Annotated in this window: 13 protein-coding genes; 6 read left to right on the top strand and 7 right to left on the bottom strand. The window is 72.9% G+C overall.

The features are described from left to right. Positions 1-10: 10 nt before the first annotated feature. On the bottom strand, positions 11-3,166 hold the full coding sequence (locus H7827_RS16945; protein WP_432746256.1) for an NACHT domain-containing protein: 3,156 nt from the start codon (positions 3,164-3,166) through the stop codon (positions 11-13). A gap of 84 nt (positions 3,167-3,250) precedes the next feature. Here H7827_RS16945 and H7827_RS16950 point away from each other — a divergent pair, with 84 nt between their 5' ends. After that, positions 3,251-3,484, top strand: a complete 234-nt coding sequence (locus H7827_RS16950; RefSeq protein ID WP_030734922.1) for a hypothetical protein — start codon at positions 3,251-3,253, stop codon at positions 3,482-3,484. 42 nt (positions 3,485-3,526) lie between these two features. Next, a complete protein-coding gene (locus tag H7827_RS16955) occupies positions 3,527-4,108 on the top strand; it encodes a DNA-3-methyladenine glycosylase I (RefSeq protein ID WP_432746259.1) in 582 nt (193 codons plus the stop codon). Here the strand turns inward: H7827_RS16955 and H7827_RS16960 are convergent. After that, complete coding sequence (locus H7827_RS16960; protein WP_432746261.1) at positions 4,099-4,314, bottom strand: DUF397 domain-containing protein; 216 nt, start codon at positions 4,312-4,314, stop codon at positions 4,099-4,101. The genes H7827_RS16955 and H7827_RS16960 overlap by 10 nt on opposite strands. Before the next feature lie 567 nt (positions 4,315-4,881). Here H7827_RS16960 and H7827_RS16965 point away from each other — a divergent pair. Further along, positions 4,882-5,787 carry an alpha/beta fold hydrolase gene (locus H7827_RS16965; protein WP_432746263.1) on the top strand — a complete coding sequence of 302 codons (906 nt, stop codon included), beginning with the start codon at positions 4,882-4,884 and terminating at the stop codon, positions 5,785-5,787. 9 nt (positions 5,788-5,796) lie between these two features. Here H7827_RS16965 and H7827_RS16970 read toward each other — a convergent pair whose 3' ends face one another. Genes H7827_RS16970 through H7827_RS16980 form a run of 3 tightly spaced genes read right to left on the bottom strand, consistent with a single transcriptional unit; the run spans position 5,797 to position 9,146 of the window. Next, entirely contained in the window at positions 5,797-6,513 is a 717-nt protein-coding gene (locus H7827_RS16970) for an ABC transporter ATP-binding protein (protein ID WP_386540208.1), read from the bottom strand. A gap of 2 nt (positions 6,514-6,515) precedes the next feature. Beyond that, a complete protein-coding gene (locus H7827_RS16975) occupies positions 6,516-7,886 on the bottom strand; it encodes an ABC transporter permease (protein ID WP_432746265.1) in 1,371 nt (456 codons plus the stop codon). An 18-nt stretch (positions 7,887-7,904) separates the two neighbouring features. Further along, positions 7,905-9,146 (bottom strand): FtsX-like permease family protein, encoded by a 1,242-nt coding sequence (locus H7827_RS16980; protein ID WP_432746267.1) that lies wholly within the window; start codon positions 9,144-9,146, stop codon positions 7,905-7,907. A 117-nt stretch (positions 9,147-9,263) separates the two neighbouring features. On the opposite strand from H7827_RS16980, the gene H7827_RS16985 reads away from it, so the two are divergent. Both H7827_RS16985 and H7827_RS16990 read left to right on the top strand, forming a co-directional pair. Beyond that, positions 9,264-9,926, top strand: coding sequence for a response regulator transcription factor (locus H7827_RS16985; RefSeq protein ID WP_432746269.1), 663 nt, complete (start codon positions 9,264-9,266; stop codon positions 9,924-9,926). After that, on the top strand, positions 9,917-11,197 hold the full coding sequence (locus tag H7827_RS16990) for a sensor histidine kinase (protein ID WP_432746271.1): 1,281 nt from the start codon (positions 9,917-9,919) through the stop codon (positions 11,195-11,197). Before H7827_RS16985 ends, H7827_RS16990 begins: the two co-directional genes overlap by 10 nt. A 45-nt stretch (positions 11,198-11,242) precedes the next feature. Here the strand turns inward: H7827_RS16990 and H7827_RS16995 are convergent, their stop codons facing one another. Continuing rightward, the gene (locus H7827_RS16995; protein ID WP_386540201.1) at positions 11,243-12,154 is read right to left on the bottom strand and encodes an A/G-specific adenine glycosylase; all 912 of its coding nucleotides are present in this window, start codon (positions 12,152-12,154) and stop codon (positions 11,243-11,245) included. A 151-nt stretch (positions 12,155-12,305) separates the two neighbouring features. Between H7827_RS16995 and H7827_RS17000 the strand changes: the two genes are divergently transcribed. Beyond that, positions 12,306-13,151: a hypothetical protein gene (locus tag H7827_RS17000; RefSeq protein ID WP_432746274.1), complete on the top strand. Its 846-nt coding sequence runs from the start codon at positions 12,306-12,308 to the stop codon at positions 13,149-13,151. Between the two features lie 43 nt (positions 13,152-13,194). Here H7827_RS17000 and disA read toward each other — a convergent pair whose 3' ends face one another. Next, the gene (gene disA / locus H7827_RS17005) at positions 13,195-14,349 is read right to left on the bottom strand and encodes a DNA integrity scanning diadenylate cyclase DisA (RefSeq protein ID WP_386540198.1); all 1,155 of its coding nucleotides are present in this window, start codon (positions 14,347-14,349) and stop codon (positions 13,195-13,197) included. Between the last annotated feature and the right edge of the window lie 16 nt (positions 14,350-14,365).

Below are 14,365 nucleotides of genomic sequence, written 5' to 3' on the forward strand. Positions count from 1 at the left end.
GTGTACGGGGTCAGTAGCGGGCCGGGGGTTGGAGCAGGACGCTGATGTGGGGAGGGAGCTGATCGGCGTCGGTGACCGGGATGGTGTCGGAGCAGGTGATCCGGCGCAGGCCGGGGAGCGCGGCGAGCGGCGCCAGGGAGACGGGGACGCGGCGCAGGCCGGTCAGGTTGAGGGTGGCCAGTGACGGGAAGCTGTCGGCGACGGCGGACAGCCGGTGCGGTGCCTCGGAGATGTCGGCCGTCAGTGTGGTGACCGTCGGAAAGCACAGGCCGGTGCCGGTCAGCTCGGAGAATCCCACGGCGGGGACGGCCAGTGAGGAGAGCGCAGGCAGGGCGGCGACGGCGTTCCAGCTCGCGGCGCCCATCCGGCTGTGCCGTTCCTGGAGTCTCAGGCCGCGCAGTGTCGGCCAGCCGGCGATGCCGGTCAGATCCTCGACGTACCCGGGCAGGCTCAACTGCACGAGCGCCGCCCTGGCGGGGAGCGTGGTCAGATCGCCGTGGATGACGTCGTCCCACAGATAGAGCTCGCAGAGGTGAGGCAGCTCGTTCATCCATCCCAGGTCGCCGGCGTTCCCAGGGCCCCGCAGATTCAGGCTGCTGATCGGGAGGCCGGCGAGTGCCGAGAGGTCGTCCTGTCCGGTCACATTCGACAGGAGCAGCCGCTGCAGTCCGGGAAACCGGTGGAGAAAGCCGAGTTCGTACAGTCGGTCACCGAGGAAGAGATGGACTTCGGCCACATCCTTTCCGTCCAGGGCCCGGCTGACCTCGGCGGCTGTGAAGTTCCCGCGCAGCGAGTAGTACCGGTGGTCCGGCAGGTCGCGCAGCAGTTCCAGCTCTCGCGGGGTGGACGCGGCGATCCGGTAGTGGCCCTCCCGGGAGAGCTGGGACAGCACCTCCCGCGCGTACCTCTCGGTGTCGAAGGAGCTCCACTCGGAGGCGAGCCAGCTCCGTACGGAGGGCGAAGGGTGCCGGCAGTAGGGCACCAGCCGGGGAATGGCGGCGTCCGTGCCGATACGGGTGGCCGTGATGACCACGGCGCGTGCCTCCTGCTCGGACAGCCCTTCCGGCCCCGGAAGCAGCTCCAGGACCACGGGCCCGAGGTCGGCCAGCCGGTTGGCCTCGGACTCCAGGCGCGGCGGGATCAGCGCGGAGGCCCGCCGTTCCACCAGCTCCCGGACAGCGGGGTCCAACTGGGTGGCCTGCTCCAGACAGGCCATGGCCAGCAGATGCAGGCGGACCCGGTGGCCCTCTTCCGCGTCGCCCCGCCGCACCAGGGAGCCGAGGAGAGCGGCGCGTTCGTCGGGGCGGGCGTGGGCGACCGCCATGCGGAGGATGTCCTCCCACTGATCCAGGTGGGCGTTGCGCAGCAGCACGCCGAAGTCCCGTTCCTCCACGGCCTCCCGGGCGCCGAGGTAGTCCTGGAAGGTGCGGTGGACGAAGTCCACGGTGCCCGGAGCCGGCTCGCGCAGCAGGCCCGAACGGTCCAGGAGATGGCGGAAGATCTCCTCGGCCGTGCCCTGGCCGGCGACATGCGGCATGGCCGGCAGTAACCGCCGGATCAGGCCGAGGGCGATGTCCGTCTCCATCTCGTACTGGCCGTTGCGGATCAGCCAGTAGGCGAGTTTCTGGAGCAGCAGGGACGTCGATTCGGCGTCCAGTTCGACGCGGGTGCCGGTGATGCCGCGTTCGCGGTCGCGGCGTTCCAGCAGCATCAGCAGGGCGGCGTCGTACAGCCCCTTGCGGCCGTGCGGGAGATAGCCGCGCCGTTCGCGGTGCAGGGCGCAGATCAGGCCGCACATCAGGGGGTTGGTGGCCAGCCGTCCGAGGTCCCGCTGGGTGCGGATCGCCGTCAGCAGGCGCTCGCCGAGTGCGGGCTCCGTCCGAGCCGCCCGGTGCCAGCGGTCGGTGAAGGCGACGATGTCCTGCCGGCTCATCCGGGCGAGGGCGAGGTCGGTGAATCCCTCCCCCGCCAGCCAGTTGTCGCGTACCGCCGAGGGCCGGGAGGTGACCAGCCACAGGTTGCCGGGGTACGCGTGCAGCAGCTCGCGCAGCCAGCGGCGGGCGGGCTCGCGGTCCTCCTCGGGGATCTCGTCGATGCCGTCGACCAGCAGCAGCCCGCGCCGGGAAGCCAGGACCCGGTCGATCCAGCCGGCCGGCTGGGCGGTGTGGAACGGGCAGCCGACGGCGGACAGGAAGGCGTCGGGGGAGGGGAGATCCCGGCCGCCCCGGGTGAGGGTCCGCAGCGGCAGGACGAAGGGGATGCGGCCCAGGAGGTGGGTCATACCGTCCGCCGCCTCCTGGCGGGCGGTGGTGGTGGCGAGCCACTGGACGAGGGTGCTCTTGCCCGACCCGGCCTCGCCGCGCAGCAGGACCCGGTCACGGCCCGCCAGGGCGCGGTCGGCGGGCTGGGGAGGGCTCGGCGGCGTCGCCGACTCCTCGGCCTCGCTCTCCCCGACCGGGTGGGGCGCGTCGCGCTCCGTCGTCCGCAGGCTCAGATAGGCGGTGTCCAGGGGCCAGTCCCGGGACTGGTGGAGGTCGATCCCGTAGATGGTGAGGGTGCTGTGCTTGTCGGTGATGTAGCGGAGGTACCGCTCCTCGAAGCGGGCGTCCTCCACCGTCTGGAGGGGGATGCGCTCGGCCAGCAGGTCCACTTTCCGGATCAGGAGGTCCAGATCGCGGCTCTGCTCGACCAGGGTGCGGGCGACGAACGTCGAGCGCTGGGTGAAGAAGTTCAGGATGTGGACGCAGGTGGCCAGGAGGAGTCCGTCGTAGCGGGCCCCGGCCGCCGCCGAGAGGTCGCCGGGGTGGGCGATGCGGGCCGCCAGGCGTTCCGGGCCCAGCCGGACGGCCTGGACGTCGTCCATGTCCAGCCGGCCGAGGTCACTGAGGGACCGGGTCAGGGCGTCGGTCAGTTCCTCCCGCACCTCGGCCGTGGGGGCCTCGTGCGGGCCCGCCGCCTTCGTGGCGCGGGCGACCAGCTCCCCGCTGAGCTTGCGCAGTTCCTTCTCGCCCAGCGTGCGCGTCTCGCCACGGAAGGACACCAGTGCGGAGATGCGCACCGGGCGGTCGACCAGGCCGGCGCCCGGGCCGTCCTGGTGGAAGAGTTTCTTGATCAACGGCGCGATGACACTCGATGCGAGTCGGAGCCCGCCCCCGGTCGGATCCATGGACAGGAGCGTAGGCGTTCGGCTCGCATCCCGTGAGGGGGAGTTCCATCATGGAAGGAGGGCGTTACAAGGAGGTGAGCCGCCATGGCTTCGTCGCACACGATGTGGGCGGAGTACGTCGATCCCGGTGAACCCGGGGCTGTGAAGTGGTGGCACATGGTGCGTGAGGGGGACGGGAACGTCGCCATGTGCGGCAAGGAGATGGGGGACGGTGTTGAGCGGCGGTCGGACCGGGAGTGGGGGAACACCGCGGAGCCGTCCTGCCACACCTGTGGCGCGATGTATCTGCGGGAGGTCCCGTACCGGGCGGCGGCCTGAGCCCGGGCGGGATTGTCGGTGCCCTGATGCACACTGTGGGGCATGAGCGACACAACGCGTGCGGTGGCCGGCCCGGACGGGCGGCTGCGCTGCCCCTGGGGCGTGCAGCCGGACGACTACCGCGCGTACCACGACACGGAATGGGGCCGGGAGGTCCGGGGGGACGACGAGCTGTTCGAGCGGCTGTGCCTGGAGGCGTTCCAGTCCGGGCTGTCCTGGCTGACGATCCTGCGCCGCCGGGAGGGCTTCCGGTCGGCCTTCGCGCAGTTCCGGATCGAGAAGGTGGCGGCGTACACGGAGGAGGACGCCGCCCGGCTGCTCGCGGACCCGGGGATCATCCGGAACCGGATGAAGATCGACGCCACGCTGCACAACGCGCGGGTGCTCGCGGAGTGGAAGAAGGGCGAGCTGACCGAGTTGATCTGGTCGCACGCCCCGGTGGCGCAGGGCCGTCCCGCGCCCATGGGTCACGATGACATACCGGCCACGACGGCCGAGTCGACGGCCCTGGCCAAGGACCTCAAGAAGCGCGGCGTCCGCTTTGTCGGGCCGACCACGGCGTACGCCCTGATGCAGGCGTGCGGTCTGGTCAACGACCACCTGGCGGACTGCGCCTACCGCTGACGCGGCGCGTGGTCCCGGAGGTGGAGCCCGCCGGTCTTGATGCGGGTCAGTAACGCCCGGGTGGCGGCGGGTGAGGCGGCGAGAGTGATGGCCGGGACGTCGCTCTCCCGGATCCAGACCGCGGCGGTGGTGGCCGCCAGTTCGACGCAGGCTCCGTTGCCGCCGGAGCCGCTGAAACTGGACTTCTGCCAGGCCAGATGACGCATGGTTCCCTTCCTACAAGGTGTACAGCGGATGCTGCGGGGACGATTGAGGGCCGGGAGGCCCCGAACGACCCTTCCCCGCAAGGCATTCCGCTTAACGCCGGGCCGCGAGTCCGCAGCCAGTTTGTAGATGTTCCACAGGTTGGCCGCCCGGGTGTTGTGCTCACGGGGCCGCCGGGCAGCACGGTCGCTGTGCCGTAACTCAAGGGGCATCCGTCACGGCGCGTCGGTGACATCGCGTCACCGCTCGACGGGCGGGCCGGTGTCCGTGGCGCGGGGTGCGACCGCCCGATCCGTCAGTGGGGAGGGCAGCGCCGTATCCCCGGGCGGGCACGCTGTGTTGCCCGCCCGGTCCTTCCCGGCCGGGGCCGGGGCTGCTGCGGGGGTGGTGCCAGCGACACCCCTGGGCGGGGATCTTGGGCCATGGAAGGCCGGGACAGCCATCCCCTAGGGTGAATCGCGTGGCCGAATCCAGCGTGTGCGCCGGGGTGTTGACCTGGCCCGTACCGGATGTCGGCGCGCGCCGCACGCGGCGCCCTTCCCGTTGTGCCATCCCCCACGGAGGACCTCATGAGCCGTCAGAAGTTCGCGACAACCGCCGGAATCGCCCTGTGCTGCGCCGTCGTCGGGGTGGGGCTGGTCGGCTGCGACGCGGACACGGACGGTGACTCCTCGGCCCCGGCCCCCGCCCCCGAGGAGGGCACCGGCGAGGACCTCCTCACCGGAACCCAGACGATCACCGTCGGTGACCACACGGTGAAGGTGTCCTGCTCGGGCGAACCGGCGGACGGCCGGCCGCTCGTCGTCCTGCTGCACGGCGGCGGCGACGACCTGACCACCATGGCCCCCTTCCAGGAGACGCTCAGCGCGGACGGCCGCGTCTGCTCCTACGACCGGCTCGGCGCGGGCGGCAGCGACCAGCCCGGGGGCCCGCAGGACTACGACAGCGTCGGCGAGACACTGACCGGCGTGCTGGACCAGGTCGCGGGTGAGGAACCGGTCGTCCTCGTCGGGCACTCCATGGGCGGGCTGATCGCCGGCCGGTACGCCCCCGACCACCAGGACCGGGTCGCCGGGCTGGTGCTGCTGGACAGCACCTCGCCCACCGCGGTCGCCGATGTCAGCGACCGGATCCCCGAGTCCGACACCGGTCCGGCCGGCGAACTGCGCGCGCAGACCCTCGCGATCTTCGCCGGGGAGAACCCGGAACTGCTCGTCTTCACCGACGGCGATGTCGCCTCCGCCGGGGACATCCCGGTGCGGGTGATCCAGCACGGTCAGCAGTACCTGGGCGAGGTGCCCGAGTACGGGGAGGGCCTGGAGGAGGACTGGACCGCCGGCCAGAACAAGTGGCTGGCGCTCTCCGAGGACAGTGAGCTGAGCACCGCGGAGAACAGCGGCCACTACATCCACGTCGATGAGCCCGACGTGGCCGTGGCCGCCATCGACGAGGTCACCACGCGGGCCGCCGGCTGACGGCCGTCCTCACCGCTTCCGCGCGACCGTGCCGACCTTGCCCTTGCGCAGGTGCAGAACCCGGTCGGACCCGGCGGCCAGCGCCTGGTCGTGGGTGACGACGATGACGCACTTGTGCTGCTCGTGGGCGAGTTCCCCGAAGAGCGCGACGATGCCCCCGGCCGTCTCCTCGTCGAGATTGCCGGTGGGCTCGTCCGCGCACAGCACGTCGACGTCGCAGGCGAGCGCCCGGGCGATGGCGACGCGCTGCTGCTGACCGCCGGACAGCTTCAGCACGTTGCGGCGGGCCAGGTCGCCGTCCAGGCCGACCTTCGCCAGCAGCTCGAGCGCGTGGGCCCTGCGGCTCGTGCCGGCGGGCCGGGACCCGGTGATCTCCATGGCGGTGGTGACGTTCTGCAGCGCCGTCATGTACGTCAGCAGGTTGTACTGCTGGAAGATCGTCGCCACGTGCCTGTTGCGGTAGCGCTGCAGCCCCAGCGCCGCCACGTCCTGTCCGTCGAAGCGGACGGTGCCCCTGGTGGGGCTCTCCAGGCCGCCCGCCAGACTGAGCAGCGTGGTCTTCCCGCTGCCCGAGGGGCCCAGGATCGTGGAGAAGGTGCCCCGTTCGAAGTCGAGGCTGACCTGCCGCAGCACGGTGCTCTTGCGGCCCCGGTCCTGGTACGTGTGGCTGACCTCGGTCAGGGACAGGACGGGCGGCTGCGCGGTGGTGGAGGTCGTCGCGGTCACGGTCAGATGCCCTTCGTGAGGATCGTACGGGGGGTCAGGCGCAGGACGGCGGTGGCCGGTACGGCGGCGGCGAGCAGGCCGATGCCGAGCCCGGCGCCGGCGAGGGTGCCCACGGCCGAGGGGTCGAGCCGTACGGTGATGGTGTCGATGGGGTCGGCGTTCTCGACCGGGGCGTCCAGGGGGTCGATGCCTTCGGCGAGCCCGGTGGAGCCGGGCGCCGGGGCCTGCCAGGCGTCGATCTCCTCGTGGGCGGCGGTGACTTCCCGCCGCAGCAGCGCGTCGCCCGCCCACTGCGTCACCCGCTCGGCGAGGACCGCGCTCAGCGCGATGGCGAACGCCGCGACCACCACGATCTCCAGGGTCTGCTGAGCGATCAGTTTCCCCTTCGGCTCGCCCATCGCCAGCAGGATGCCGCACTCCCTGCGACGGCCCTTGACCGTGAGCGCGGTGAACAGGCCCAGGACGACCGCGCCCGCCCCGCCGATCAGCCACATGGCGGCCGTCGCGGACGCGGTGATGCCGCGCAGCGGGCCGGTCATCTGCCGGATCGCCTTGTCGTTGACGGTGAGCGCGAACCCGTCCAGCTCCGCCCCGGCCGTCTCGCGGGCCATCGCGGTGAACGCGTCGAACGTCGCGGGGTCCTTCAGCTGGAAGGTGGCCGAGCCGACCTGCACCGGCACGTCGTCACCCCCGGAGTTCAGCCGGCTCAGCGCCCGCGCCGGGATGATCAGCCAGTCCCCGGGCTCCTGCCAGTACTCCGGGTCGGGCTCGTCGGAGGGGTTGCGGAAGATGCCCTGGACGGTGAAGTCCTCCTGGTTGTCGCCCGCGGGGTCGTTCTCGGTGAGGGTGAGGGTGTCGCCCACCGCGAGCCGGTTGTGCCGCGCCAGCCGCTCCTCGATGAGGATCACGTTCCGGTCCTGGTCCTCGGCCGTGATCGGCGCGCCGGACAGCAGCCGCCAGGTTCCGCTGCTGAAGTCGGGCAGCAGCGAGGAGTCCAGGACACCGTGCACCAGGGTGTGGCCGTCGCCCAACCCGTCGCCGACGGTGGAGTGCCCGCCGAGCAGCCGGGTGCCGTCGAAGGACCGGTAGGTGTGCTTCTCGACCAGCGGGGAGCCGCCGATGCGGTCCACCGTCTCCGCACCGATCCGCGGCGCGGTCAGCTGCCCGCCGCTGACCAGCGCGTCCATGTCGAGGTCCAGTGCGACCTCGGCGCCGACCCGTTCCCTCGCCTCCCGTCCGGCCTGCGCCGCGGCGTCCCTGATGAGGACGCCGCTGAGCACCATGACGGAGATGACCAGGAAGGTCAGCAGCAGGAGCAGGGTTCTGCCGGGGCGGGAGCGCAGGCTCAGCGCCGCGCGGGTGATGACGTTCATGACCGTGTTCGCCTTCGGTTATTCGCTGTGGGTGAGGAGGGAGCGCGGGTGCAGGCGCACGATGGCGGCGCCGGGCAGGACGGTGGACGCCAGTGCGATGCCGAGCCCGATCGCGGCGACCGAGCCCACATCGCCGGCCGTCATCAGCAACGGAGCGGGCCCGTCCGGTGACGGCGGCAGCAGCGCCTCGCCCGCCGGCCGGGCCAGGACCAGCCCGAGCACGGCCGCCAGCGCCAGGGCGGGAACGGCGACGGCCACCGCCTCCGCCGTGTGCTGGCCGATGAGCTTCCACTTCCGCTCACCGAGGGAGAGCAGCATCCCCAGTTCGGCGCGCCGGGACCGGATCTCCAGCGTCACGATGAGCCCGAGCACCGCCGCTCCGCCCAGCGAGGCCAGCCACCCGAAGACCCCCGCGAGCGCGCCGGCCCGCTGGATCGGCTCGACCTGTTCCCGGTACGCCTTGTCGTTGATGTCGGCGCGGAACCCGTCCGGGCCCAGCAGGTCTTCGGCCAGTGCCGCCAGTTCCCGCGCCGCGTCCGGGGAACCGGCCTTGAGGACCGTCTCGTCCAGCGCGCTGCCGAACCCGAGCGCGGAGACCGCCGCAAGGGGCGCGTAGAGCTGGTTTGCGGGGATGTCGCGGGGCGGCACCCACGCGGCGGGGGTGGGCAGCGGTGTGCGGTAGAGGCCGATGATCTCGAAGGGGGTGCGTACCGTGCCGTCCGGCGAGGCCAGTTCGACGGTGTCCCCGACCCGCAGCCCGTTCCGCTCGGCCAGCCGTTCCTCCAGCAGGAGCACCTCGCGGTCCGCGTCGTGTGCGGTGATGCCGCGGCCGGCGACGAGCTCCGTACGGCCCCGGGCGAAGCCGGGCAGCAGCCCGCTGTCCCGTATCCCGCTCAGTGCCAGCCCGTCGCCCCCGGCGCCGTCCCGGCCGTCGTCCTCCGCCCCGGCCGGCTCCGGCGCGTCCGGGGTGACCGGGTCAAGACCCGGCGGCGCCGTGGTCCCCCGCAGCATCGGGTTGTACCGCTCCACCAGGGGCGACCCGCCCAGCGCGGCGGCGGTGTCCGTGGTCAGCCCGTCCCCGCGCACCGTGACGTCCACGCCGATCCGGCGCTGGGCGTCGGCCTCCTGCCGGGCCGTCGCGCCGCGCAGCAGGGAACTGCCGAGGAGCAGCACGCCGATGACCAGGAAGATCCCCAGCAGCATCGCGGTTCTGCCCTTCCGGGCGGCGAGGCTGTGGGCCGCGCGCTTGACGAAGTTCATGCCGCAGAGCACAGCAGGCGGGCGTTCGCAGGCGGGTAAGGCCCGTTACACGCGGATAAGCTCCGCCGCCGCGCACGCTTACCGTGCTGCAACCGGGCCCGTGCTTTCATCGGCGCCATGCGGATCCTGGTAGCCGAAGACCACCGTGTGCTCGCGCGGAACATCGCCACCGGCCTGCGCCGGCAGTCCATGGCGGTCGACATCGCCGCGTCGGGCGACGAGGCCGAGCGGATGTGTCTGCTCACCGAGTACGACGTGCTGATCCTGGACCGCGACCTGCCGGTGCTGACCGGCGACGAGGTGTGCCGGCGGCTCAACGAACGGGCCGACCGGCCGCGCATCCTCATGCTCACGGCCGCCGGGGAGATCGGGGACCGGGTCTACGGCCTGGAGCGGCTGGGTGCCGACGACTATCTCGCCAAGCCCTTCGACTTCGCCGAACTCGTCGCCCGGGTACGGGCCCTGAGCCGCCGCGCCCCCAAACCGGCGGCGGTCGCCCTGCGGCACGGCGGCATCGTCCTGGACCGGGCCCGGCACGAGGTCAGGATCGACGGCACCCCCCTGGAGCTCACGCCCAAGGAGTTCGCCGTCCTGCGGATGCTGATGGAGGCGGGCGGCGAGGCGGTGCCCCACCGGGAACTGGTGCGCGCCGTGTGGGACGAGCACCTGAACCCCCGGACCAGCGCCGTGCGCGCCACCGTCAGCCGGCTGCGCGGCAAGCTGGGCACCCCGGACCTCATCGCCGCGGACACCGGCGAGGGGTACCGGCTGTGCGGCTGACGGGTCCGGGGAGGCCGGATCAGCGCGGCGGGCCCGGCAGGTGGCGACGCCTGCCCCGGCCGACCTTCCGCGCCCGCCTCGCCCTGGCCATCACCGGCCTGCTCCTGCTCGCCGGCGTCGCCCTGCTCACCTTCGTGGTGCTGCTGGCCCGGCACGGCACGGCCCAGCAGGTCGGCTCCATGGAGGTGGTCCGCCTGGACTGCCTGACGCGACCCGCGGACGCCGGGTGCCACGAGAGCGGGTCCGTGGGCCCGATGCGACCGGTGGGACCCACGGGGGCCGGGACATCGCCCGCACCCCGGGAGCCCCTGCCGGACGCGGTGGCCCTGCGCCTGGTGGACGAGACGGTACGCGCGGTGCAGGACACCGTGCTCCGGCAGCTGCTGCTGTGGTCCGCGATCGGCCTGGTGCTGATCGCCGCGCTGACCGGCCTCATGGGCTGGTGGCTCGCCGGCCGGGCGCTGCGGCCGGTCGCCGCCGTCACCGACACCGCCCGCCGGATCAGCGAGCAGCATCTGCACGAACGCCTCGCGCTCACCGGCCCCGACGACGAACTGCACCGGCTCGCCTCCACCTTCGACAGCATGCTGGACCGGCTGGAGAAGTCCTTCGAGAGCCGCCGCCGCTTCGTCGCCAACGCCTCGCACGAACTGCGCACCCCGCTGGCCGTCCAGCGCACCAGCCTGGAGGTGGGGCTCGCCGATCCGCTCCCGGACGGGCTGGCGGAGGTACGGGAGGAACTGCTCGCCGTCAACCGGGACGCCGAGCGGCTGATCGCCTCCCTGCTGCTGCTCGCCCGCAGCGATCTCGGCCTGGACGAGGAGGAGAGCCGGGAGAGCGATCTGGCGGACGCCGCCCGGCAGGCGATCAGGGAAGGGGGGCCACGGGCGGCGGAACGCGAGGTCGCCGTCTCCCTGGACGCGGTGGGACCGTTCCCGGTGGCCGGGGACCCGGTGCTGCTGCGGCACCTGGTGACCAACCTGGTGGACAACGCCGTACGGTACAACCGGCCCGGCGGCACCGTGGCGGTACGGCTCGCCGGACGCACGCTCACCGTCGTCAACACCGGCCCCCCGGTGGAACCCGGCCAGGTGGAGCGGCTCTTCGAACCGTTCCAGCGGCTGGGCCAGGACCGCACCAGCGTCTCGGGGCACGGTCTCGGCCTGTCCATCGTCGCCTCGATCGCCGAGGCCCACCGGGCCAAGGTCACCGCCCGCCCGGGGCGGGACGGGGGGCTCGCCGTCTCGGTGGTGTTCGCCGCCGCTCCGTGACCGGCCGTGCGGCCGGCCGGTCCGGCTCCGGAGCGGCGATCCGCGTCAGTCCGTGCCGGGCAGCCGGTAACGCCCGTCCGGCAGCCGTTCCACCAGACCATCGGTGAGCAGCCCGGTCAGGGCGCGGGACCGCTGCTCCGGGTCGTGCCACACCGCGTCCAGCGCGGCCCGCTCCACCGGCCGGGTCGACTCCCGCAGAACGGCGAGCAGTTTGCCGCGTACCTGCCGGTCGGTCCCGGCGTACGTCTGGCCCCGGCGCGGCGGCCCCTCGTGGGCGGGGGAGCCCGCCGCCCGCCAGGCGCACAGGTCGGCGATCGGGCAACCACCGCACGACGGCGTGCGCGCCGTGCACACCAGCGCACCCAGCTCCATGGTGGCCGCCGCCCAGCGCGAGGCTGTTGTGTCGTCCTCCGGCAGCAGCATGCGGGCCAGCTTGCGCTCGGCGGCGGTGGTGGCGTTCGGCGGGTACTGGGAGCCGCTCACCGCGCGGGCGAAGACCCGGCGGACGTTGGTGTCCAGCACCGCGTGCCGCTGTCCGTACGCGAAGGAGGCCACGGCCGCCGCCGTGTACTCCCCGACGCCGGGCAGCGCCAGCAACTGATGGTGGTCCTTGGGGACATCACCGCCGTGCCGTTCCGCTATGGCGGCGGCGGCGCCGTGCAGCCGCAGCGCCCGGCGGGGATATCCGAGGCGGCCCCAGGCGCGGACCGCCTCACCGGCCGCCTCGGCGGCCAGGTCGGCGGGGCGTGGCCAGCGGGTGAGCCACTCCTCGTACACGGGCAGCACCCGGTTGACCGGGGTCTGCTGAAGCATGAACTCGCTGACCATGACCCCCCACGCCCCCGCTTCGGGGCGCCGCCAGGGCAGATCGCGGGCATGCTCGTCGAACCAGTCGATGACGGGGGTGTGGAGGGCGGTGGGTTCGGCTTCTCGCGTCGTCGTGCTCGTCGCAGTCATGGCCCGATGATCCTGGCATGTCCGGCGCACGGCGCCCAAGCGGCCCCGCCGTTGTGACAGCCCTGCGGGCTAACCGTTCGATACGCAATGGTGCCCTGCCCGGACCCGGGTGAGGCATCGGAGCCCCGCCACCGTCTCGTAAGGTTTCCGCGTGGGATCTCTGCGCACTCCTGTCGGTCCGCTGCCCTCCTCCATCTATTGGCGGCGGAGGGTCGTTGTGCTGCTGGTGGTCGCGCTGGTGGCGGCGCTGGCCTTCTGGGCCACCCGCTCGGGCGGCGGCACGCAGAACACCGGCGCCTCGGACGGCGCGGACGGCCCCGCGCAGTCCATCACCCCCGGGCCCACCGCCGACGAAGACCTCATCGACGAACGGCCCGGTGGCCGTGAGGAGGACGAGGAGGACGGCGCGGGCGAGAGCGCGGGAGAGGACGATGCCGAGGGGGACGGCGCCGACTCCGGCGGCGAAGGGGACGACGTCTCCGGGGGCGGGAACGCCGATGGCGGCGCCTCGGACGGCGAGGACGGCACCGGCGACGCGGAGGCCGGCTCCCAGAGCGGCGGCAGCGGGAGCGGCGGTACGAGCGGGGCCGGGCTTCCCGGCTGCGGGCCCGGCGCGGTGACCCTCTCGCTGCGCAGCGCGGAGAACGCCTACGCGCCCGGCGAGAAGCCCGAACTGCGGCTGAGCGCCGAGAACTCCTCGGGCGACGCCTGCGCGCTGGACTTCGGCCACGCCTCACTGACGCTCACCGTCGCCGACAGCGAGGACGAGGAAGTGTGGTCCTCCGCGGTGTGCCCCACCGGCAAGAGCCGTCAGCTGGTGGCCGTCCCCGCCGGGGACAGCGCCACCCACACCGTGCTGTGGGACCGCCGGCACAACGCCGGAGACTGCGACAGCGGCGAACCGGGAGCGCCGGCCGCCGCCGGAACGTACGTCGCCGAGGCCGCCGTGGACGGTTTCCCCGTCGCGAAGACATCCTTCCGGCTGAACCGCGACTGACCGCGGACGCGGGCAACCGCCCCCTCGGGAGCGGGCCCGCCGCCTACACGTACCGTTCCAGGATCGAGGACTCGGCCAGCCGGGACAGGCCCTCGCGCACCGAGCGCGCCCGGGTCTCCCCGACGCCGTCCACCGCCTGCAGATCGTCCACACTCGCCGCCAGCAGCTTCTGCAACCCGCCGAAGTGGTCCACGAGCCGGTCGATGACCAGCCCCGGCAGCCGCGGAACCTTCGCCAGCAGCCGGAAACCCCGCGGGGAGACCGCGCCGTCCAGCGCCTCGGGCGAGGCGCCATGGCCCAGCGCCCGCGCCACGATGGGCAGTTCCAGCAGTTCGGCGTGGGTCAGCGCGTCCAGCTCGGACAGCGCCGTGCCCACCCGGCGCGAACGCTTGCCGCCCGGGGGCTCCGTGCCCTGCGCCGATTCCGGCAGGTAGTCGCGCACGATCAGCTGCCGTTCCGGCTCCACGCCCGCGATCAGCTCGTCCAGCTGGAGCGACAGCAGCCGCCCGTCCGTGCCCAGCTCCACCACGTATTCGGCGATCTCGGCCGCGATCCGGCGCACCATCTCCAGCCGCTGCGCCACCGCCGCCACGTCGCGGACCGTGACCAGGTCCTCGATCTCCAGCGCCGACAGGGTGCCCGCGACCTCGTCGAACCGCAGCTTGTACCGCTCCAGGGTGGCCAGCGCCTGGTTCGCCCGGGACAGGATGGCGCCCGAGTCCTCCAGGACCCGCCGCTGCCCGTCCAGGTACAGGGCGATCAGCCGCATCGACTGGCTGACCGACACCACGGGGAACCCGGTCTGGATGGAGACCCGCTGCGCCGTACGGTGCCGGGTGCCGGTCTCCTCGGTCGGGATGCTCGCGTCCGGGACCAGCTGCACGCCCGCGCGGACGATCTTGGTGATGTCGCGGTCCACGATCACCGCGCCGTCCAGCTTGCACAGCTCGCGCAGCCGGGTCGCGGTGAACTCCACGTCCAGCACGAAACCGCCGGTGCACAGGGATTCGACGGTACGGTCCACGCCGAGGACGATCAGGCCGCCCGTGTTGCCCCGCAGGATGCGCTCCAGGCCGTCCCGCAGCTGGGTTCCGGGGGCCACCGCGCTCAGCGAGGCGCGCAGCAGTCCGTCCGCTCCGGAACCTCCCCCGGCACCCCCGGCCCTGCCGGGACCCGCCGGCCGGTCGTTGGCTGCCATCTCTTCCTCCGGTGAC

It is taken from the genome of Streptomyces sp. JH002, from assembly GCF_050916115.1.
GTDB classification, from domain to species: domain Bacteria; phylum Actinomycetota; class Actinomycetes; order Streptomycetales; family Streptomycetaceae; genus Streptomyces; species Streptomyces xiamenensis.